Below are 19,749 nucleotides of genomic sequence, written 5' to 3'. Positions count from 1 at the left end.
GTTGTCCCTAATCCTGCCCGCTCAGAACGGGGATAACAATCAGGCACACTGTTGATACCTGGATGCGTAATGACATTAGATGACGAGCAAATAAAGACATTCTCAGCAATCTGCGAGGCGCTCAGTGACGAATCTGACACGCTAAAAAGGGAGATCCTGACGCATACCGGAAACCGCTGGTCGCTGGGGGTTATCTATATTTTGGGGACACAGGGCACACTCAGGCATGCCGAGCTGGCGAAAGCCTTGCCTGGGGTCACACAGCGGATGCTGACCAGAACCTTGCGTCAGCTTGAACGCGATGGCCTTATCGACCGTCATGATCATCAGCAGAAAAGACCGCATCCTCGTGTGGATTACACGCTGACCGAACTGGGGAAAGGGATGTTGCTTAATATGCTGCCGCTATGGCACTGGATCATTGAAAACGAAGCCCTATTTAAACATTCCCGCCGGGTTTACACCCAGGATGGGGCTTCCCGCTAACCGAGGTGTGAGTCGGCGGTAAAGGGGCATACCTTGATTTTGCCCCTTATAAAGAATACTCCGCGGGCGATCAGTCTTCTCGCGCCGGATAGCCCGCCTCGCGAAGCACCGCGAGAAAATCACTTTCGTCCTGGGCGCTATCGACCTGAACTTGACGCGCGGCCGGGTCGGTTGCGATCTGAGCCTGTGGATCGATGCTCTGCAGTGCCAGGGTTACGGATTTTGCGCAGCCGCCGCAGGTCATATTGGGAATGTAGAAACTATGCATCTTAATCTCCTGATTATTTAGGGTGTCCGGCTACTCTGGGGTTTGACAGCGTGGCAAGGTCAAACGCTTTTCAGCAAAAATTTTTGCTTCGAACTCAATGACGACACTGGCGTGTAAGCGCCAAAGCGCGGCGCCTCACGGGGGGCCTGCGAACAGGGTTCCGTTGCTGCGGTCGGTTCAGCCAAATCCGCCAGGATCGGGCAATCCGGGCGCTCATTGCCATGACAGTGAGCGGCAAGATATTCGAGCGTATGCGCCATCGCTTGCAGTTCGTCGATCTTGGCTTTCAGTCTGGCAACATGGGCCAGTGCCATCTCCTTGACGTCGGCACTGGCCCGGTCGCGGTCATTCCACAAGATCAGCAGAGCCGAGATCTGTTCGACGGAAAAAACCAGGTCGCGCGCGCGACGAATAAAGCGCAGGCTATGCACGTCCTGCGGGCTGTAATGCCGGTAGCCGGCATCAGAACGAAGGGCCTTTGGGATCAGGCCAATTTGTTCGTAGTAGCGGATCATCTTGGCAGAAACGCCAGAGGACTTGGCGGCTTGACCGATATTCATCATTCACTCCTTCCGGGGTCTTGATTAAACCCCCTTAACGGGGGGAATTACCTAGGGATGCTGCGTCGTGGCTCCGCCGCTCCGGCGGTTCTGGGCAGACCGAGTACCACAACCAATTCAGGTGGTAGGTGCTGTAGAACGTTTTCGCGCCCACCTGGTTGGTGGGGGCGATGCACATACCGGTGCGCGCCTTGGCCTCCGCCATCATCTCGGGGTTGGAGAGATCGCGTTCTTCGAAAGCGATCCCTTCATTTTGCAGCCAGCACTTCAGCGCCTGGCAGTCTGAGCACGTCGGCGTCGTGTAGATGACCACCTGGGGATGAAATTCACCGGCCATCACGGCCTCCTCAAACGTGTTTTAGTGTCCAATCCATAGCGTTTCGGCTCTCACGGCTTCACGGATTGAGACTCGACCCGCATGGGCGCCTGGAAGCGCTTGAGACGGAGCGCATTGCCGAGCACGAAGACGCTGGAGAGCGCCATGGCGGCGGCGGCGAAGATCGGCGAAAGCAAGGTGCCGTTGATCGGATAGAGCATGCCCGCCGCGACCGGGATCAGCACCGCGTTGTAGGCAAAGGCCCAGAACAGGTTTTGCTTGATATTGCGAATTGTCGCCTGGCTGAGCGCGATGGCATTCGCCACGCCACGCAGGTCACCCGACATCAGCACCACGTCAGCCGCCTCGATAGCCACATCGGTGCCGGTGCCAATGGCCAGCCCAACATCCGCTTCGGCCAGCGCCGGGGCATCGTTGATACCGTCACCCACGAAAGCGACCCGTGCGCCATTGCTGCGGAACTGCTTCAGCGCAGCGACCTTACCGTCGGGCAAGACCTCAGCCGCGACTTCATCGATCCCAAGCTGCCTGGCGATCGCCTGCGCGGTGGCCGCGTTATCGCCGGTGATCATCGCGACTTTAAGCCCCAGTGCGTGCAGCGCCTTGATCGCCTCGGGCGTGGTTTCTTTGATCGGGTCGGCGACGGCAATGACTGCCGCCAAACGGCCGTCTATCGCGGCATACAGCGGGCTCTTACCTTGCTCGCCGAGACGTTGGGCGGCAGGCAGAAAACTGGCCACATCAAGGCCGAGTTGCGTCATGAAGCGGTCGGCCCCGACGGAAACGGTTCGGCCGCCGACCCTGGCCGATACGCCGAAACCTGGTGTGGCATCGAAGGCTTCAATGGCGGCGAGTTCGATGTCGCGCTGTTTTGCTGCGGCGACGATGGCTTCGGCGATAGGGTGCTCCGAGCGGGTCTCAACGGCGGCAACCAGAGCGAGAACCTCGTCGTAGTCGAAGCCCTCGGCCGGCACCAGGTCGGTCAACTCCGGGCGTCCTTTGGTCAGGGTGCCGGTTTTGTCGAGCGCGATAACGCTCACATCACGCAGTGCCTGCAAGGCTTCGCCTTTACGGAACAGGACGCCGAGCTCGGCCGCGCGGCCGGTACCGACCATGATCGAGGTTGGCGTGGCCAGCCCCATGGCGCACGGGCAGGCGATAATAAGCACGGCAACTGCGTTCACCAGCGCGAAGGTCAGCGCCGGGGCCGGCCCGAAGATCAACCAAATCAGGAAGGTCAGCGTCGCCGCCGCCATCACCGCCGGGACGAACCACATGGTCACCTTGTCGACCAATGCCTGGATCGGCAATTTGGACCCCTGAGCTTCCTCGACCAACCGGATAATCTGCGCCAGCACCGTATTGGCACCGACTTTGGTGACGCGGAAGCTGAATGCCCCGGTTTTGTTGATCGTACCGCCGACCACTTCGGCACCAATGCCCTTGGACACCGGGACCGGTTCGCCGGTGATCATGCTTTCATCCACATAAGAGGCCCCCTCGACGACCTGGCCGTCGACCGGGATCTTCTCGCCGGGGCGAACGAACACGACGTCATCGGTGATCACCTGATCGAGTGGGATCTCCAGGGTTTCGCCGTTACGCTCGACGCGCGCCGTTTTGGCCTGCAACCCAACCAGCCGTTTTATCGCCTGCGAGGTTCGCCCTTTGGCGCGAGCCTCCAGCGTGCGGCCCAGCAGGATCAAGGTGACGATCACCGCGGCAGCTTCGAAATAGATGTTGGCGGTGCCTTGCGGCAACACTTCGGGGATGAAAGTGGCGACCACCGAATAGCCGTAAGCCGCCGCGGTACCGACCGAAACCAGCGAGTTCATGTCAGGGGCGCCGCGCAACAACGCCGGAACGCCTTTGCGGAAGAAGCGCAGACCCGGCCCAAACAGCACCAGCGTGGTGAGCGCGAACTGCACATACCCGTTCCTCTGCTCCCCCAAAACCCCCAACACCCAGTGGTGCATCGCAGGAATCAGGTGCGAGCCCATTTCGAGGACGAACACAGGCAAGGTGAGCAGGGCGGCGATCAGCAAAGAGCGACGCAAGCCGCGCGCTTCGTTCTCGCGACGCTGGTTGTCCTGATCGCCGGTACTTGCCGTTTCGGCGGACAAGCGGCGGGCCTTGTAGCCTGCCTGCTCGACCACGGCTTCAAGATCGGCGGTGGTGACGACCCCGGCCGTATGACGCACCCGGGCACGCTCGGTCGCCAGGTTGACATTGGCTTCGATCACCCCCGGAATTTGTTTGAGCGCTTTTTCAACCCGGCCGACGCAGGAGGCGCAGGTCATGTCTTCGATTCTGAGCTCGGTAGTCTCTTCACGGACGGCGTAGCCGGCGCTCTCGATGGCGCGAACAGCTGCCTGCGGATCGGCCAAACCGTCGAAGGTGATGTCGGCGCGCTCGGTGGCAAGGTTGACCGCCGCCGTCTGCACGCCAGGAACCGCTTTCAGCGCGCGTTCAACGCGGCCGACGCAGGATGCGCAGGTCATGCCGTCGACCGGCAGGCTCAGACGAGCGGCGGCCAGAGAGGGGTTGGAGCCTTGTTGGAGAGAGACGGAAGCCATTGAACTACTCCTTTAATGTTTCGGATATCGAAAAGCTTAAAGCTTCCCACTGTGGGAAGGTCAAGGTCTGCGACCAAACGCGCTTTAGCGGCGCTCAGTGCGGCTTCGAACTCCCGGGGGTCAATGAGAAACAGTCGCTGACCTTTCTCAACCCAGTGGCCTTCGGGCACGCTGACGTCCTGAAGGTAACCGGCGACTCTTGGGCGCAGTTCAACCTGCTTGACGGCGGTTAGCGAGCCGGTGAATTCGACGAAGGGCGTGACCGGGCGAACGACCACCTCGGCCACGGGCACGCTGGGGGGCGGGGCAGGAGAGGCCGAGGACACGGGATCCTTGCACCCGGCGACAGTGAATGCGACGCCTATCGCCGCAGTGATTAGGGTGACACGTTTGGCTTTCATCATTTGACCTTTCACGGCTGAAGTCGACAGTGGAATTTATTGAGCCGAAGCGGCTCTGATTGCACTTATCGGACTTGCCACGTTTGGAAGGTCAAGCTGTTTTTGAGGGCTGATTCAGGCTATTCGATACTGTCTTGCGCAAGGGCGTCTGGCATGGAGAGAGTTACGCAGTGGCAAAAAAGAAAAGCGGGGCGCGAACCGGTCGCGCCCCGTGGGTTTACTCGGTGGAGGAGGTTTCCCCCTTGCCGGCCAGCAGGCTGAGGAAATCGTACTTCTCCTTCAGCTCCTTCTCGGCGGCCTGATACAGCGCGCTGGCGACCTCCGGCTGCTGCGAGTTCAGGCGGCGGAAACGCTGTTCTTTCAGCAGCGTGTCGGTCAGGTTGCTGTTTGGCGGCCGGGAATCCAGTGCCAGCGCTGGTTTGCCCTCATCGGTACGGCGCGGATCGAAGCGGTACAGCGGCCAGAAGCCGGTGGCGGTCAATTGCTTCATCTGATCGTGGCTGAGCGCCAGATCGTAACCGTGTTCTTCACAAGGACTGTAGGCGATGATCAGCGACGGACCCGGGTAGGCCTCGGCTTCCTGAATGGCCTTCACCGTCTGGTTAAGCTGCGCCCCCAGCGAGATCTGCGCCACATATACGTGGCCATACATCATCATGCTGACGCCCAGATCCTTGCGCGCCTTGCGTTTGCCGTGCTCGCCGAACTTGGTCACCGCCCCCAGCGGGGTGGCTTTCGACTGCTGGCCACCGGTGTTGGAGTAACATTGGGTATCCAGCACCAGCACGTTGACGTTTTCGGTCAGACTGAGGACGTGATCCAGGCCGCCGAAGCCAATATCGTAAGCCCAGCCGTCGCCGCCAATCAGCCAGATCGATTTATCCACCAGATAATCGGCGTCGGTTGCCAGTTGGCGCGCATCCTGACCTTCAATTTGCGCCAGCAGGCCGCGCAGCTCAGCGATCTGTTTGCGCCGCGGTTCTGGCGCGATCTCCGTCATCTGCAGGGCATTGACCAACTGTGTCGGCAACTGCGGCGCCAGGGTGTTCAGCAAACGCAGCACGCGACTGCGGTGCTGATCGACGGTTAAGCGGAAGCCCAGACCGAATTCCGCATTGTCCTCGAACAACGAGTTGGCCCAGGCGGGACCACGACCTTCGGCATTGGTGGTGTATGGCGTGGTGGGCAGATTGCCGCCATAAATCGACGAACAGCCGGTGGCGTTGGCAATCAGCAAGCGGTCGCCATACAACTGGGTCAGCAGCTTGATGTACGGCGTTTCGCCACAGCCGGAACAGGCACCGGAGTATTCGAACAGCGGCGAGATCAACTGCGAGGTACGAATGTCGATCCGTTCGAGCTGCGATGGATCGATTTCCGGCAGTTGCAGGAAGAAGTCGTAATGCGCTTTTTCTTCGGCCAGGTGATCAAGGCGCGACGCCATATTGATCGCCTTGATGTCCGGGTTTTGGCGATCTTTCGCCGGGCACACCTCAACGCACAGGTTGCAACCGGTACAGTCTTCCGGCGCGACTTGCAGCACGTATTTCTGGCCGCGCATATCGCGCGCCTTCACATCCAGTGACTGCAGCGAGGCAGGGGCCTGTTCCATGGCCTCGGGTTGAACCACTTTGGCACGGATGGCGGAGTGCGGGCAGGCCGCCACGCAGTGGTTGCACTGGGTGCAAAGATCCGGCTGCCAAATGGGGATCTCCTCGGCGATGTTGCGCTTTTCCCACTGGGTGGTGCCCACCGGCCAGGTCCCATCCGGCGGGAAGGCCGACACCGGCAGCGCATCCCCCAGCCCGGCCAGCATGGCGGCGGTCACGGTTTTGACAAAGTCGGGCGCGGCGTCGGAGACGATCGGCGGTCGCATCGGGCTACTGTCGTTAACCGGTTGCAGCGGGATCTCAATCAGTGCGTCGAGCGTGGCGGCCAGCGCTTGCCAGTTGCGTTCAACGATATCCTGGCCTTTGTTGCTGTAGCTGCGTTCGATAGCATCTCGCAATTGCTGCAGCGCCACGTCGCCCGGCAGAATTTGGGTCAGGTGGAAAAACGCCATCTGCATCACGGTGTTGATACGCGCGCCGAGCCGGCATTCGCGCGCCAGTTTGGCCGCGTTGATGATATAGAAACGAGCCTGGCGCTGTTGCAAGACCGCCTGCACTTCTTGCGGCAGCCGTGACCAGGCCTCTTCGGCGCTGTACGGGGTATTGAGCAGGAAGATCCCGCCGGGCTTCAGGCGTTCCGCCATCTGGTAAGTGTCGATAAATTGCAACTGGTGGCAGCCGACAAAATCGGCGCGGCTGACCAGATAGGCCGAGTTGATCGGCTGCTCGCTGACGCGCAGATGCGACACCGTCAGGCCACCGGCCTTTTTCGAGTCATAAACAAAATAGCCCTGAGCGTACATCGGCGTACTGTTGCCGATGATTTTGATGTTGTTCTTGGTGGCGGAAACGGAACCGTCGCTGCCCAAACCGTAGAACAACGCCTCCAGCGAGGCGCGTTGCGGCAGGGTTTCATCGCTGAGCGGCAGAGAAAGGCCGGTCACATCATCGAAAATACCGACGGTAAAGCGCGGGCGCGGTTGCTCCAGAGCCAGTTCGTTAAACACCGCCAACGCGCAGTCTGGGCCAAACTCTTTCGAGGAGAGCCCATAACGCCCGCCAATCACCCTCGGCATATGGGCGCGCTCACCCCGGCTGAAGGCTTCCGCCAGCGCGGTCATCACATCAAGGTACAGCGGTTCCGCCAGGGCACCGGGCTCTTTGGTACGGTCCAGTACGGCGATTTTCTTCGCGCTTTCCGGCAACACGCTAAGCAGGTGCCGTGCAGAAAAAGGTCGGAACAGCCGCACTTTCAGCACGCCGACTTTTTCCCCACGGGTCAGCAGGGTGTCGATGGCTTCTTCACAGGTGCCGATAGCGGAACCCATCAGGATCACCACGCGTTCGGCTTGCGGATGGCCGTAATATTCGAAAGGCTGATATGCCCGACCGGTGATCTCGGCAAACTGGTCCATCGCTGCGATCACATGCTGGCAGGCCGCGTCGTACCAAGGGTTGGTGGCTTCACGCGATTGGAAATAGGTGTCCGGGTTGGCGGAGGTGCCACGCACCACCGGATGATCTGGCGACAGTGCACGGCTGCGGTGCGCATCAATCGCATCCTGGGGCAGCATTTGGTGCAGGTTATCGTCGCTCAGTGGCACGATCTTGTTGATTTCATGCGAGGTGCGGAAACCATCAAAAAAGTGAATAAACGGCAGACGGCTGTTGAGGCTGGCCGTTTGAGAAATCAGCGCAAAATCCTGCGCCTCCTGCACATTACTGGCGCACAGCATGGCGCAGCCGGTCTGGCGTACGGCCATCACGTCGGAATGGTCGCCGAAAATCGACAACGCATGAGTGGCGATGGTGCGTGCGGCCACGTGCAGCACAAACGGCGTCAGTTCGCCGGCCAGTTTGTACAGGGTCGGGATCATCAGCAGCAGGCCCTGCGATGAGGTAAACGAGGTCGACAGGGCACCGGTTTGCAACGCGCCGTGCACCGTGGCAATGGCGCCGCCCTCCGACTGCATTTCCACCACCCGCGGCACGTCGCCCCAGATATTCTGGCGGCCGTCGCCGGACCAGGCATCCGCCTGTTCCGCCATGGTCGAACTGGGGGTGATAGGGTAGATGGCAATCACTTCGCTGGCACGATAAGCGACGGAAGCGACTGCATTATTACCATCTGTAGTGATCATCGACTTTACCTTTCATTGCTCAAAAAGCTGCGAAAGTTACCTCTCGCAGTAATTAACAAAGTCTAGCAGAGGGATATATTGGCCCTTTATCGCGTTTGTGTGGCGGATGATAAATCGACAAAAATGGCACCAGGAGGATATTTCCTGAATTAAAAGGCCCCTGGCGAAAAATTGTCATCGTTGTTTAACGACAATTTATTTCCGCCGCGTCATACTGCTGAACAGGTGAACTTACAGAAGAAAAAACGATGAGCGGATTTATGTATTTAACCATGGCGATTGTTGCGGAAGTGATCGCCACCACCATGCTGAAAGCCTCTGAGGGCTTCACCCGTCTGTGGCCATCGCTGGTGGTGGTGGCCGGCTACGCGGTGGCTTTCTGGGGGTTGTCGATGGTGGTGAAAACCATGCCATTGGGGATTGTTTACGCTATCTGGTCGGGCATGGGGATTGTGCTGGTGTCGATTGCGGCGGTATTTGTTTATCAACAAAAGCTGGATTGGCCGGCCGTGTTGGGGATGGGATTAATTATTGCCGGCGTGCTGGTGATTAATTTACTGTCGAAAACGGCGGCGCACTGATCCTTATTTAACACGGGTAAAACGCCAGCGTGACATTCTGTGACGCTGGCGGAACAGCCTATTAATAAATAACTGAAAATAATAGATTACCTCTGGCTTACCCGTTTCCTTTTAGCCGTTACAAATACCCTCTCGCTTCACGCACCTCTACACGTCTCCGCGCCCTTAATCCCGCTATGACCGACCCTCGCTCTGAACAGTTTAAGGAGGGGCGGTGTTTGTTCAGCGAGCAGAGTGGAAAAATTCGCTAACCTTAATCATCTCGGCCCTGCGCAAATAAACGACAAATAATTGCAGGAATATATTTTCATTATTTATATATCAGGCTAGATTAAACAGGTTTGCATCAAAGATAACGCAACGTGTCCGCAATAAGTGACGCGAGTTATCGGCAATGGCGATTTTACACAGCATAGTTTCGGGTTCAGGAGTGGATTAATGACAATATCAAAATGGTTGCTGGCCGGCAGCGCACTGTTTTTGGCCGCCTGCAGCAGCAACAACGAAGAACCAATCCAGCAGGGCAACAGTGCCAGAATCAATAACTTACAGACCAGCGCGAACTGCGCCATCGTGGGCGGCGTCACGACCGTGACCCACAATTTAAACGGCGAGGCGATCAGAATGTGCCAGATGCCGAATGGCAAGCAGTGCGAAGAATCAACCCTGGGTCGGGGAGCCTGCTCTTCCGCCGGTTAATGATGAAAGCACACCAGGCCGCCGGGCAGCCTGGTATACAGGGATCACTGCACCCAATCTCGCAGGGTATAAACCAGGGTATGGTCACCGCTGCTCAGCGTTAACTGCTGAGCGCTGAGGGTGACTTTTGCCCCTTTGCCCAGCACATCACCGATTGTCCTGTCCCACTGGTTGAGTTGTGGGTCGGCGCACAGCATACGGGTCGTGGCCAGGCCTTTCACCGTCAGCACGCCGTCTTGCAATTGGCCGTTGCCGAAGAAACGGTTACACATGGCGCCCGAGACGTGCATTTTTTCCCCGAACTCGATATTGGGCCGGTTACCGACGCCCGGCTTCACCGCGACGCCGTCGACGCTTTGCAGCGCAAAGTTATGATGCAACAGGTCGCTTTCCGCGACCGTCTTCCCGTTCTGACTCATGCTACAGCCTGCTAGCAGCAGCGTCGTTAACGCCGCCAGGATGGACTTGTTCATCGGCTCTCCTCGTGAAAAATCAGGCATTGAGCTGATTAGGGCACGGCTCACCGCGATCCAATTGGTTCAGGTTCTGCAACGTGGTTTCCGAGATGCTGGTCAGCGCCTCTTCGGTCAGGAAAGCCTGATGACCGGTGAACAACACGTTATGGCAGGCTGACAGGCGGCGGAAGATATCGTCCTGGATCACGTCATTGGATTTGTCTTCAAAGAACAAATCACGCTCGTTCTCATACACGTCCATCCCCAGAGCGCCGATTTTCTGCTGTTTCAAGGCGTCAATCGCGGCCGATGAGTCAATCAGACCGCCGCGGCTGGTGTTGATGATCATCACGCCGTCTTTCATCGCCGCAAAAGCGTCGGTGTTCAACAGGTGGTGATTTTCCGGCGTCAGCGGGCAGTGCAGGGTAATAACGTCTGACTGCGCGTACAGCGTTTTCAGATCGACATATTCGGCACCCAGCTCCAGTGCCTGCTCGCTTGGGTACGGATCATAGGCCAGGATCTTCATGCCGAACCCTTTCAGAATGCGCATGGTGGCGACGCCAATCTTGCCGGTGCCAATCACCCCGGCGGTGCGGTTATGCATGTTGAAGCCGATCAGCCCCTCGAGCGAGAAATTGGCATCGCGGGTACGTTGATAGGCACGGTGAATGCGACGGTTCAGGCACATCATCATACCTACAGCATGTTCAGCGACAGCTTCCGGTGAGTAGGCCGGTACGCGCACCACCTTGATACCCAATTCTTTGGCGGCGTCCAAATCGACATTGTTGAAGCCGGCGCAGCGCAGGGCCAAAATTTCCACCCCTAACGCCGCCAGTTCTTCAAGCACTTCACGGCTGCCGTCGTCGTTGACGAAGATACAGATGGCTTTGCAACCGGCGGCGTTTTTGGCGGTTTTTTTACTGAGCAGGAAGTCGAAGAACTCCAGTTCGTAACCAAACTGCTGGTTCACCAGTTCGAGATATTTACGGTCATACTGTTTAGTGCTGTATATCGCCAATTTCATCGTGGTTTCTCCCGCGTGATTTTGTGATCAATTTAACAGATTTTAGTAAATTCTACAATTGGTTAGCCCGTTTGGGCCGCGTTAAACACCGGCCATTGGGCCCGCTGGGAGCGGTATTGATTAAGGGTAGCTGGCGACACCGAAACAGGACGAATATTCAGCGGGCTGGGAAAGGGAAGCCGCGGAGAGGGGGATTGAGTCTGAGGCAAAAAAATCCCCACGGGGGTGTGGGGAATGGCTTCTCTAGTATAGTTAGCTAGCAGCTGACTTTTGTTAGAATGCTTGCAAGACTATTAATTATCAAAGGTAACAACAATAACAAAAGTCTGAAACAGGTCGCATTCATGTGATGAATATGTAACTAAAACTTACAGCACCCACATCAATGGCGGTAAAAGGGTCGGAATGGGGCATCTTCTTCGGCCCTGGCTTCACCCTGTGTCAAATTCATGCCATCATTATTGCCAATTCAGGCATAGACTTACTCTAAACGGCCTTTGGTCCGGGAAAACTGCCTAACTCAGGAATGAAGCAATCATTTAATGACTAAGCGATTGAAAGTATTCATAGGGATTGTGGTCAGTACGGTGATCCTGCTGCTGGTGCTGTGGCAAACTCTGCCGCGCTGGTTGCCGCGCGTGCTCTCTCACTGGTTGCCGCAGGGCAGCCAGTTGGTTTTGCAGGGCAAACCGCAGTGGCGGCAGGGGGCGTTGCAGTTGGAGGGCGCCCGTTTTCTGGCGCAGGATTGTTTGCTTGCCGACGTCGGGCCAACCCGATTGGCCTATCGGCAAGGCGGCTTGCAACTGATCAGCGACAAGCTGAACGTCGATACCGCCTGTTTATCCAAATTGCCCGCTGGTGACGCCAACAGTACGCCACTGGCGCTGGACCAATTGCAAAAACAACTGCCGCTGCTGGACGTCACCATCAAGGATTTCGCGGTGGTGCCGTGGCAGTACTACGCCGGTAAATTGCAGATACAGGCCTCCGCTGAAGGGCAGCGTCTGCAGTATCAGGGGCCGAATATTCAGGCCGATGCGCTGTTGGATCCGCAGCAGCAATTGACGTTGAACAGCCTGACGCTCAGGGCGCCAAACAGCCCGCAACCCCTGCATCTGACCGGCAAAATCGCCATCCCGCTCGATTTGGACAGCATCCCGGCACAAGGGGCGCTGCAGGGCGAAATGCAGACCGGTTATCTGGACAAACCCTTACTGTTGGATATGCGCTGGCAACAGCAGCAGGGCGTACTGACGCTGACGGAAAAGGGCGAGGCGAAACCGCTGGCGACGCTCCCCTGGGAAATCAACGCGCAGCAGGTCAGCATCAAGCAGGGCGAATGGCGTTGGCCGTACAGCCAGCAACCGGTTAACGGCGGGGTGAGCATTGCGCTGCACGACTGGAGCAAAGGCTTTGATGAAACCCAGATCAGCGCCCGTTTGAACGTCATCACCGACGGCCACAATGGCAAAGGCAACGCGGTGCTGACGCTGGGACCGGGCAAGGTCGGGCTGATCGACAGCGATCTGCGTTTCCAACTGACCGGTCAGGCGAATCTGGCCGATTTTTCCCTGACCGCCTCTATTCCCGGGGTGATCAGCGGCACTGTTCTTAACCCGACGCTGGTTTTGCAGTCGGGTTCGCTGCTGCGCCTGTGGGGCAACGCGACGCCGGAAATGAAGCTGGAAGAGGCGCGCCTGCCGTTGGCCGGCGTGAAAGTGACGGCTGCCGGCATCACCGGCCGTCTGCAGGCCATTATCAACGCCAGCGACAGTTACTGGGGCCGTTTTAAATTGCATCTGGACGGCAAGGCGCAAGATTTTTGGCCGGACCACGGCCATTGGCAATGGCGTTACTGGGGCAACGGCCAATTACCGCCGCTGCAGGCTGCCTGGGACGTTGCCGGCAGCGGCAGTTGGCAGGACAGCACTCTGGTTCTCGATCGCCTGTCCACCGGTTTTGATCAATTGAAGTACAGCATGGTGACGGTGGATGCACCGCGCCTCAGCCTCAGCCAGCCGCTGCGTTGGCAGCGTGACGAGCAAAACCCGGTATTCAATGGCGAGCTGCAACTGCTTTCGGGCAAGGTCAGCTTCACCAACGGGGGTTACCTGCCGGCGCCGGTACTGGCACTGCAGTTGAAAGGCAAAACACCGGACAATTTCCAGTTACAGGGCAAACTGCAGGCGGAACAGATAGGGCCGATAGCGCTGCGTGGTCGCTGGGACGGCGAGCGTTTGCGCGGAGAGGGCTGGTGGCCGAAACAGTCGCTGGAAGTGTTCCAACCGCTGATCTCGCCGGATCTCAATATCAAACTGCGTGCCGGCGAGTTTTATGCCCAGTCGGCCTTCTCCGCCGCCCGGGTACAAGGCTTTGAGGCCGGTGGCCACTGGGTGGTGAAAAATGGCGGTATGTGGCTGAAAGACGGCGAGATGAGCGGTCTGGATTTTGTCATGTCCTACCGCCTGAAAAATCATGTGTGGCAGTTGGGGGCGAAACAGCCGGTGACGTTGCGCATCAAGTCTTTCAGCAACCTGTTTGACATGCAGAATATCACCGCCGACCTGCAGGGGGCCTATCCTTACAGCGAGCAGGCCCCGCTGACGCTGAGCAACGTCGGGCTGGATGCACTGAACGGGCACATCAGCCTGTCGGCCCTGCGAATGCCGCAGCATGACGCCGCCGTGTTGAAGCTGGACAAGGTGGATCTCAGCGCCTTGTTTACCGCCTTGAAGCCAAAGCAGTTCGCCATGTCAGGGCGGGTGGACGGCGAATTGCCGTTGTTCCTCACTCACCCCAAATGGTTGGTACGCGACGGTTGGATCGCCAACGCCGGCATGCTGACGCTGCGCCTGGACAAGGACATGGCCGATGCCATCGGCAGTAATAACCTGGCGACCGGTGCTGCGATAGATTGGCTGCGCTATATGGAGATTAACCGCTCCAAGGCCCGGGTCGATCTCGACAACCTCGGGGAGCTGACGCTGAAGGCGCGAATTGACGGGGTTAATCCGCAAAAAAGCGCCAAACGAGAGGTTATCCTGAACTATAGCCATCAGGAAAACGTGTTTCAGCTTTGGCGCAGTCTGCGCTTTGGCGACAATTTACAGGAGTGGCTGGAACAGGCCCTCACAAAACCTGGGGAACAACCATGAAAATCATCAGCGGGCCACTGTTGGTCGCCGTGCTGGGCACGTCGATGCTGAGCGGCTGCGTGCCACGCATCGAGGTCGCCACACCTAAAGATCCGATCACCATCAATATGAACGTGAAGATCGAGCATGAAATTCACATCAAAGTGGATAAAGACGTCGAAAATATGCTGAAAGACAAAAGCGGTCTGTTCTAGGAGCCAACATGAAAAAACGTTATTTAGGCTTGATGGGTGCCGCTTGGCTGTTCAGCAGCATGGCGATGGCGCTGACGCTTGATGAGGCCAAGCAGCAGGGCCGCGTCGGGGAAACCTTCAACGGATATATCGCGCCGGTGAAGCAGGATGCCGAAACGCTGGCACTGGTGAAAAATATCAACGCCGGGCGTACCGAGAAATACCAGCAGGTGGCGGACGGCAATCATATCGCTATCGACGATGTGGCGCGCATGGCCGGGCAGAAACTGGTTGCGCGGGCATCCGCCGGGGAATACGTGCGCGGCATTAACGGCCAGTGGCTGAAGAAATAAAAAAGCGCGCCAGATAAGGCGCGCAATAGCGATACAACATTGGATTGTTATGAGGGTGGTGCAGGTTTGACAGGATTTGGCTTGTGCTGTTGAGGCTTTGCAGGGGCGCAATGGCCCCTGCAATGGGCATCAGGCGGCAACGACCTGTGCCAGAGTGGCTTTGGCATCGGCCTGCGCTTTGGTGGCTGCGTCCGGGCCGTAGGCGATGCCTTCAGCGAACACGAACTCAACCTCGGTAATACCGATAAAGCCCAGGAACAGACGCAGGTAAGGTTCAATCAGGTCAGTCGGGGTATCTTTATGGATGCCACCGCGGCTGGTCAGGATGATGGCGCGTTTGCCTTTCACCAGGCCTTCCGGACCCTTTTCGGTGTAGCGGAAGGTGACGCCGGCACGGGCAATCAGGTCGAAATAGTTTTTCAACTGGGTAGGAATGTTGAAGTTATACATTGGCGCCGCCATAACGATAGTGTCATTGGCCTGCAGTTCGGCGATCAGTTCATCGGACAACGCCAGCGCTTCGGTCTGACGCGGGGTCAGTGGCGTATCGGAAGGTCGCAGTGCGCCAACCAGTTCACCGTCCAGCACCGGGATCGGCTGTGCAGCCAGGTCACGTACGGTGATGGTGTCGTTGCCATGAGCTTTAGCCCACTGTTCAACGAAGAAATCTGCCAGTTGGTTAGACTGCGAGTAGCCCGCCAGGATGCTTGATTTAAGAACCAATACTTTGCTCATCGGTAATTCCTTACGTTATGACAGTGACATCAGGACAACGCGTCCTTTGCATGCAGTACACTCTATTCACATTTTTTCAGCAGTGATAGCGCAATATTTCGAGACCTTTGTTCGATTTTATTGAATAAGCTGCCGGGATTTAAGCCGCGGGATTATGGGGAAAAAGCGGCTTATGATATTCTGCGCGGCTAAAGCTGAAAACCGGCTAACCCATTACCAAACCGTTGCTAAAGCTTGATACAGCAGCGATGAGACAAGGAATACCGAACGTGAAATCTCCGCTCGCGGCATTGTCTGCCCAACTGGGCGAGCTGATGCTCCGTGATCAACAACGTCTGCAACGTCGGCTGCAGGGCGCACGAAAAATCAAAAATCCCGATGCTCAGTTGGCCGTCGCCGCCGAGCTGGAAAGTGACATAACGACAGCGTTGCAAAAAGTGCAGTCGCGCGCCGCGTCCTGCCCGAAAGTCAGCTACCCGGAAAACCTGCCGGTCAGCCAGAAAAAGCAGGACATTCTGCAGGCCATCCGTGACCACCAGGTGGTGATTGTCGCCGGTGAAACCGGCTCGGGGAAAACCACCCAGTTGCCGAAGATCTGCCTGGAGCTGGGGCGTGGGGTGAAGGGGCTGATCGGCCATACCCAACCTCGGCGTCTGGCGGCACGTACCGTGGCCAACCGCATTGCCGACGAACTGGAAACGCCGCTGGGCGGCAGCGTCGGTTATAAGGTGCGCTTTAACGATCAGGTCGGGGAAAACACCCTGGTCAAGCTGATGACCGACGGTATCCTGCTGGCGGAAATCCAGCAGGACCGGCTGTTGATGCAGTACGACACGCTGATCATCGATGAAGCGCATGAACGCAGCCTGAACATTGATTTTATCCTGGGTTATCTGCGCGAGCTGCTGCCGAAGCGCCCGGATCTCAAAGTCATCATCACCTCGGCGACGATCGACCCGCAGCGTTTCTCGCGCCATTTCAATAATGCGCCGATTATCGAAGTGTCCGGCCGCACCTATCCGGTAGAGGTGCGTTATCGTCCGGTGGTGGACGACGCCGACGATACCGACCGCGATCAACTGCAGGCGATTTTCGATGCGGTGGACGAGCTGGGTCGCGAAGGCCCCGGGGATATCCTGATCTTTATGAGCGGTGAGCGCGAAATCCGCGACACCGCCGATGCGCTCAATCGCCTCAACTTGCCGCATACCGAAGTCTTGCCGCTGTATGCCCGGCTGTCGAACAGCGAACAGAACCGGGTATTCCAGTCGCATCACGGTCGGCGCATCGTGCTGGCGACCAACGTGGCGGAAACCTCGCTGACCGTGCCTGGCATCAAGTACGTGATTGACCCCGGTACCGCGCGTATCAGTCGCTACAGTTTCCGCACCAAGGTGCAGCGTCTGCCGATCGAACCGGTGTCACAGGCGTCCGCCAATCAGCGTAAGGGCCGCTGCGGGCGCGTATCGGACGGTATTTGTATTCGCCTGTACGCAGAACAGGACTTCCTGTCGCGCCCGGAGTTTACCGATCCGGAGATCCTGCGTACCAACCTGGCGTCGGTCATCTTGCAGATGACGTCGCTTGGGTTAGGGGACATTGCCGCTTTCCCGTTCGTTGAAGCGCCGGACAAGCGCAACATTCTCGATGGCGTGCGCCTGCTGGAAGAGTTGGGCGCGATTAAAACCGCCGAGAATGGTCACTATCAGCTAACGCCGCAGGGGCGACAACTGGCGCAGTTGCCGATCGACCCCCGGTTGGCACGCATGGTGCTGGAGGCGCAGAAAAGCGGCAGCGTGCGAGAGGTGATGATCATCACCGCCGCGCTGTCGATCCAGGATCCACGCGAACGGCCAATGGACAAGCAGCAGGCATCGGACGAGAAACATCGCCGCTTCGCCGACAAAGACTCGGATTTCCTGGCCTACGTAAACCTGTGGGACTGGCTGAAAGAGCAGCAAAAAGAGCACTCCTCCAGCCAGTTCCGGCGGCTGTGTCGCAATGATTTCCTTAACTATCTGCGGGTGCGTGAATGGCAGGACATTTACACGCAACTGCGCCAGGTGGTGAAAGAGTTGGGGCTGTCGGTGAACAGCGAGCCTTCCGATTACCGCAGCGTACACACCGCGCTGTTGACCGGTTTGCTGTCGCACATCGGCCAGAAAGATGCGGATAAGCAAGAGTACACCGGCGCCCGCAACGCGCGATTCTCCATCTTCCCCGGTTCCGGCCTGTTCAAGAAGCCGCCGAAATGGACCATGGTGGCCGAACTGGTGGAAACCAGTCGCCTGTGGGGCCGTATTGCCGCGCGTATCGAACCCGAGTGGATTGAGCCGCTGGCGCAGCATTTGGTGAAACACAGCTACAGCGAACCTCACTGGTCGAAATCCCAGGGGGCGGTGATGGCCACCGAAAAAGTGACGCTGTTCGGGCTGCCGATCGTCGCTGCGCGGCCGGTCAATTACAGCACCCTGGATCCGCTGCTGTGCCGCGAGCTGTTTATCCGCCACGCGCTGGTGGAAGGCGATTGGCAGACGCGGCATGCCTTCTTTAATGCCAATTTGAAACTGCGTGCTGAAGTGGAAGAGCTGGAACATAAATCGCGTCGCCGTGACATTTTGGTCGACGACGAAACCCTGTTCAGCTTCTACGATCAACGCATCCCGAGCGAGGTGGTCTCCGGGCGTCATTTTGACCACTGGTGGAAAAACGCCGCTAAACAGAACCCGGACTTGCTCAGCTTTGAAAAAGAGATGCTGATCAAGGACGGTGCCAATAAGGTCAGCGCGCTGGACTACCCGAATGCCTGGTACCAGGGCAATCTCAAGCTGCGCCTGACTTATCAGTTTGAGCCGGGTACCGATGCCGACGGCGTGACGGTGCATATTCCGCTGCCGATCCTGAATCAGGTCGAAGATCAGGGCTTTGAGTGGCAGATCCCCGGTATTCGTCGTGAGCTGGTGATCGCCTTGATCAAGTCGCTGCCTAAGCCGGTGCGGCGGAACTTTGTCCCGGCACCCAACTACGCCGAGGCTTTCCTGGGGCGAGTGACCGCACTGGAATTGCCGCTGCTGGATGCGCTGGAGCGGGAACTGCGCCGTATGACAGGCGTGACGGTGTCACGTGATGACTGGCAATGGGAACAGGTGCCCGATCACCTTAAGATGACTTTCCGGGTGGTGGGGGAAAAACACAAAACCCTGCTCGAAGGCAAAAGCTTGACGGCGCTGAAGCTGCAACTGAAGGACAAGGTGCAGGAAACGCTGTCCGCCGTGGCCGACGATGGGCTGGAGCAAAGCAATCTGCATATCTGGAGCTTCGGCAACCTGCCGGCGTTTTATGAGCAGAAACGCGGCGGCTATTCGATGAAGGCTTATCCGGCACTGGTGGACGAAAAAGACAGTGTGGCGATCCGCCTGTTCGACAGCGAGCAGGAACAGCAACAGGCGATGTGGCAGGGTACGCGCCGCCTGCTGTTGCTGAACATTCCTTCGCCGATCAAGTATCTGCACGAAAAGCTGCCTAACAAAGCCAAGCTGGGGCTGTACTTTAACCCTTATGGCAAGGTGCTGGATCTGATCGACGACTGCATCTCGTGCGGTATCGACAAACTGATCGCCGAATATGGCGGGCCGGTGTGGCAGGAGGAGAATTTTGCCCGCCTGCAGGAGCGGGTGCGCGGCGAGCTGAACGAAACGGTGGTGGGTGTCGCCAAACAGGTCGAGCAAATCCTGACGGCGGTGTTCAACATCAACAAACGGCTGAAGGGTCGGGTGGATATCTCCCTGGCGTTGGCGCTGTCGGACATCAAGGCTCAGGTCGGCGGCCTGGTATACCGTGGCTTTGTCACCAACAACGGCTGGAAGCGTCTGCCGGATACGCTGCGCTATCTGCAAGCGATTGAGCGTCGCCTGGAGAAGCTGGCCACCGATCCGCACCGTGACCGCGCGCAGATGTTGCGGGTGGAGCAGGTACAGCAGGCGTGGCAGCAGTGGTTGAATAAACTGCCGCCGAAGCGCCGTCAGGATGAAGAGGTGAAGGAGGTACGTTGGATGATCGAAGAGCTGCGCGTCAGCCTGTTCGCTCAACAACTGGGCACGCCTTATCCGATCTCGGACAAGCGTATCCTGCAGACTATGGATCAGCTTTCGGGTTAAGCACCGCCCAAACCCATCAGCGGTTTATGGCA

16 protein-coding genes are annotated in these 19,749 nt (G+C 57.9%); 7 read left to right on the top strand and 9 right to left on the bottom strand.

Features of this window, described 5'->3' with window-relative positions:
- Positions 1-69 precede the first annotated feature (69 nt).
- On the top strand, positions 70-486 hold the full coding sequence (locus ACGS9J_RS00895; protein WP_442229235.1) for a winged helix-turn-helix transcriptional regulator: 417 nt from the start codon (positions 70-72) through the stop codon (positions 484-486).
- Between the two features lie 70 nt (positions 487-556).
- On the opposite strand, the gene ACGS9J_RS00890 is transcribed toward ACGS9J_RS00895, so the two are convergent.
- The 6 genes from ACGS9J_RS00890 to nifJ all read right to left on the bottom strand — a co-directional run bounded on the left by ACGS9J_RS00890 (position 557) and on the right by nifJ (position 8,379).
- A complete protein-coding gene (locus tag ACGS9J_RS00890) occupies positions 557-754 on the bottom strand; it encodes a heavy-metal-associated domain-containing protein (RefSeq protein WP_442229234.1) in 198 nt (65 codons plus the stop codon).
- Between the two features lie 59 nt (positions 755-813).
- Positions 814-1,314, bottom strand: coding sequence for a Cu(I)-responsive transcriptional regulator (gene cueR / locus ACGS9J_RS00885; RefSeq protein WP_442229953.1), 501 nt, complete (start codon positions 1,312-1,314; stop codon positions 814-816).
- Positions 1,315-1,348: 34 nt separating this feature from the next.
- Positions 1,349-1,651 (bottom strand): glutaredoxin family protein, encoded by a 303-nt coding sequence (locus tag ACGS9J_RS00880; protein WP_442229233.1) that lies wholly within the window; start codon positions 1,649-1,651, stop codon positions 1,349-1,351.
- A gap of 50 nt (positions 1,652-1,701) precedes the next feature.
- Positions 1,702-4,227 carry a heavy metal translocating P-type ATPase gene (locus ACGS9J_RS00875; RefSeq protein ID WP_442229232.1) on the bottom strand — a complete coding sequence of 842 codons (2,526 nt, stop codon included), beginning with the start codon at positions 4,225-4,227 and terminating at the stop codon, positions 1,702-1,704.
- The gene (locus tag ACGS9J_RS00870; RefSeq protein ID WP_442229231.1) at positions 4,170-4,631 is read right to left on the bottom strand and encodes a hypothetical protein; all 462 of its coding nucleotides are present in this window, start codon (positions 4,629-4,631) and stop codon (positions 4,170-4,172) included. The genes ACGS9J_RS00875 and ACGS9J_RS00870 overlap by 58 nt, the downstream gene beginning before the upstream one ends.
- 214 nt (positions 4,632-4,845) lie before the next feature.
- Entirely contained in the window at positions 4,846-8,379 is a 3,534-nt protein-coding gene (gene nifJ / locus ACGS9J_RS00865; RefSeq protein ID WP_442229230.1) for a pyruvate:ferredoxin (flavodoxin) oxidoreductase, read from the bottom strand.
- Positions 8,380-8,627: 248 nt separating this feature from the next.
- Between nifJ and ACGS9J_RS00860 the strand changes: the two genes are divergently transcribed.
- Together ACGS9J_RS00860 and ACGS9J_RS00855 are read left to right on the top strand one after the other, a co-directional pair.
- Positions 8,628-8,960 (top strand): SMR family transporter, encoded by a 333-nt coding sequence (locus ACGS9J_RS00860; RefSeq protein WP_442229229.1) that lies wholly within the window; start codon positions 8,628-8,630, stop codon positions 8,958-8,960.
- Between the two features lie 438 nt (positions 8,961-9,398).
- Entirely contained in the window at positions 9,399-9,659 is a 261-nt protein-coding gene (locus ACGS9J_RS00855; protein ID WP_442229228.1) for a putative hemolysin, read from the top strand.
- Positions 9,660-9,703: 44 nt separating this feature from the next.
- Here the strand turns inward: ACGS9J_RS00855 and hslJ are convergent, their stop codons facing one another.
- Positions 9,704-10,132 (bottom strand): heat shock protein HslJ, encoded by a 429-nt coding sequence (hslJ, locus tag ACGS9J_RS00850; RefSeq protein WP_442229227.1) that lies wholly within the window; start codon positions 10,130-10,132, stop codon positions 9,704-9,706.
- A 19-nt stretch (positions 10,133-10,151) separates the two neighbouring features.
- Positions 10,152-11,144 carry a 2-hydroxyacid dehydrogenase gene (locus ACGS9J_RS00845; RefSeq protein ID WP_442229226.1) on the bottom strand — a complete coding sequence of 331 codons (993 nt, stop codon included), beginning with the start codon at positions 11,142-11,144 and terminating at the stop codon, positions 10,152-10,154.
- A 542-nt stretch (positions 11,145-11,686) separates the two neighbouring features.
- Here ACGS9J_RS00845 and ACGS9J_RS00840 point away from each other — a divergent pair.
- Genes ACGS9J_RS00840 through ACGS9J_RS00830 form a run of 3 tightly spaced genes read left to right on the top strand, consistent with a single transcriptional unit; the run spans position 11,687 to position 14,825 of the window.
- The gene (locus ACGS9J_RS00840; RefSeq protein ID WP_442229225.1) at positions 11,687-14,299 is read left to right on the top strand and encodes a YdbH family protein; all 2,613 of its coding nucleotides are present in this window, start codon (positions 11,687-11,689) and stop codon (positions 14,297-14,299) included.
- Complete coding sequence (locus ACGS9J_RS00835) at positions 14,296-14,493, top strand: YnbE family lipoprotein (RefSeq protein ID WP_442229224.1); 198 nt, start codon at positions 14,296-14,298, stop codon at positions 14,491-14,493. Before ACGS9J_RS00840 ends, ACGS9J_RS00835 begins: the two co-directional genes overlap by 4 nt.
- A gap of 8 nt (positions 14,494-14,501) precedes the next feature.
- The gene (locus tag ACGS9J_RS00830; protein ID WP_442229223.1) at positions 14,502-14,825 is read left to right on the top strand and encodes a YdbL family protein; all 324 of its coding nucleotides are present in this window, start codon (positions 14,502-14,504) and stop codon (positions 14,823-14,825) included.
- Positions 14,826-14,954: 129 nt separating this feature from the next.
- Here ACGS9J_RS00830 and azoR read toward each other — a convergent pair whose 3' ends face one another.
- On the bottom strand, positions 14,955-15,560 hold the full coding sequence (gene azoR / locus ACGS9J_RS00825) for an FMN-dependent NADH-azoreductase (RefSeq protein WP_442229222.1): 606 nt from the start codon (positions 15,558-15,560) through the stop codon (positions 14,955-14,957).
- 269 nt (positions 15,561-15,829) lie between these two features.
- On the opposite strand from azoR, the gene hrpA reads away from it, so the two are divergent.
- Positions 15,830-19,717, top strand: coding sequence for an ATP-dependent RNA helicase HrpA (hrpA, locus tag ACGS9J_RS00820; protein WP_442229221.1), 3,888 nt, complete (start codon positions 15,830-15,832; stop codon positions 19,715-19,717).
- Positions 19,718-19,749 lie beyond the last annotated feature (32 nt).

It is taken from the genome of Serratia quinivorans (assembly GCF_052113645.1).
Lineage (GTDB): Bacteria > Pseudomonadota > Gammaproteobacteria > Enterobacterales > Enterobacteriaceae > Serratia > Serratia quinivorans_B.
The sequence above is the reverse complement of the archived record's forward strand: the minus strand, read 5'-3'. Positions and strand labels throughout refer to the sequence as shown.